Annotated in this window: 1 protein-coding gene; it reads left to right on the top strand. The window is 71.6% G+C overall.

Annotated features, from left to right (window positions below; all coding sequences use genetic code 11):
- Positions 1-347: 347 nt before the first annotated feature.
- Positions 348-1,796, top strand: a 1,449-nt coding sequence (locus MHW47_RS35100) for a DEAD/DEAH box helicase (protein ID WP_239227865.1), incomplete at its 3' end; no start/stop codon positions are given.

Here is a 1,796-nt window from a genome sequence, read left to right as displayed (position 1 = left end):
CGTCCGCGTCCCCGGCGGCCGGGCTGCGCACCGACGCGATGGCGTGGCCGCGGAGCGTGGACGCGCTGCGGACCCCGCAGGCGTCACCGCAGGCCGGGCCGGTCTGAGCGGCCTCCGGCAGGGGGCGGGTTGCGCGATGGGGGTGAGAGTGCGTATGGTGGTAGATCGTTTGATCCCATTGCCCGGCGCCGACACAGAAGAGCGCCGTGTGGCGCGTACTCTCCCTTGCCGTGGCTGGACCGCATTGAGGCGGTCGACATTGCGAAATCACGGAGTTACGGGCGCGTGCCGAGACTCCGGAAGGTTTCGCATTTCGCATGTCAATTTCCAGCTCTGACCACACCGTCATGCCCGAGGTCGTCGAGAACGACGAGCTCGCCCCGGCCGCCGAGGCCGTCCTCACCGAGTCCGCCGAGGCGGCGGACTCCGAGCCGACGATCTCCTTCGCCGACCTGGGCCTGCCCGAGGGCATCGTCCGCAAGCTCGCGCAGAACGGTGTGACCGCCCCCTTCCCGATCCAGGCGGCGACCATCCCGGACGCCCTGGCCGGCAAGGACATCCTCGGCCGCGGCCGCACCGGCTCCGGCAAGACCCTCTCCTTCGGCCTGCCGACCCTGTCCGCGCTGGCGGGCGGCCACACCGAGAAGAAGAAGCCGCGCGCGATCATCCTCACGCCGACCCGTGAGCTGGCCATGCAGGTCGCGGACGCGCTGCAGCCGTACGGCGACGTGCTCGGCCTCAAGATGAAGGTCGTCTGCGGCGGCACGTCGATGGGCAACCAGATCTACGCCCTGGAGCGCGGCGTGGACATCCTCGTCGCCACGCCGGGCCGGCTGCGCGACATCATCAACCGGGGCGCCTGCTCCCTGGAGAACGTCCAGGTCGCCGTCCTCGACGAGGCCGACCAGATGTCCGACCTGGGCTTCCTGCCCGAGGTCACCGAGCTGCTGGACCAGATCCCCGGGGGCGGCCAGCGCATGCTCTTCTCCGCCACCATGGAGAACGAGATCGGCACGCTGGTCAAGCGCTACCTGAGCAACCCGGTCACCCACGAGGTCGACTCCGCCCAGGGCAACGTCTCGACCATGTCGCACCACGTCCTCGTCGTGAAGCCGAAGGACAAGGCGCCGGTCACCTCCGCCATCGCCGCCCGCAAGGGCCGCACCATCATCTTCGTCCGCACCCAGCTGGGCGCCGACCGTATCGCCGAGCAGCTCGTCGACGCGGGCGTCAAGGCGGACGCGCTGCACGGCGGCATGACCCAGGGCGCGCGCACCCGCGTCCTGGAGGACTTCAAGAAGGGCTACGTCAACGCGCTCGTCGCGACCGACGTCGCCGCGCGCGGCATCCACGTCGACGGCATCGACCTGGTCCTGAACGTGGACCCGGCCGGCGACCACAAGGACTACCTGCACCGCTCGGGCCGCACCGCGCGGGCCGGCAAGTCCGGTGTCGTCGTCTCGCTGGCGTTGCCGCACCAGCGCCGCCAGATCTTCCGCCTGATGGAGGACGCGGGCGTGGACGCCTCGCGCCACATCGTGCAGGGCGCGGGCGTCTTCGAGCCGGAGGTCGCCGAGATCACCGGCGCCCGCTCGCTCACCGAGGTCCAGGCCGACTCCGCGAACAACGCCGCCAAGCAGGCCGAGCGCGAGGCCGCCGAGCTGACCAAGCAGCTGGAGCGCGCCCAGCGCCGCGCCGTCGAGCTGCGCGAGGAGGCCGACCGCCTGGTGGCCCGTGCCGCCCGTGAGCGCGGCGAGGACCCGGAGGCCGCGGTCGCCGAGGTCACCGCCGAGGCC

The sequence above is a fragment of the Streptomyces sp. OfavH-34-F genome, assembly GCF_022347745.1.
Lineage (GTDB): Bacteria > Actinomycetota > Actinomycetes > Streptomycetales > Streptomycetaceae > Streptomyces.
This window is presented reverse-complemented; position numbering and strand designations above follow the sequence as displayed.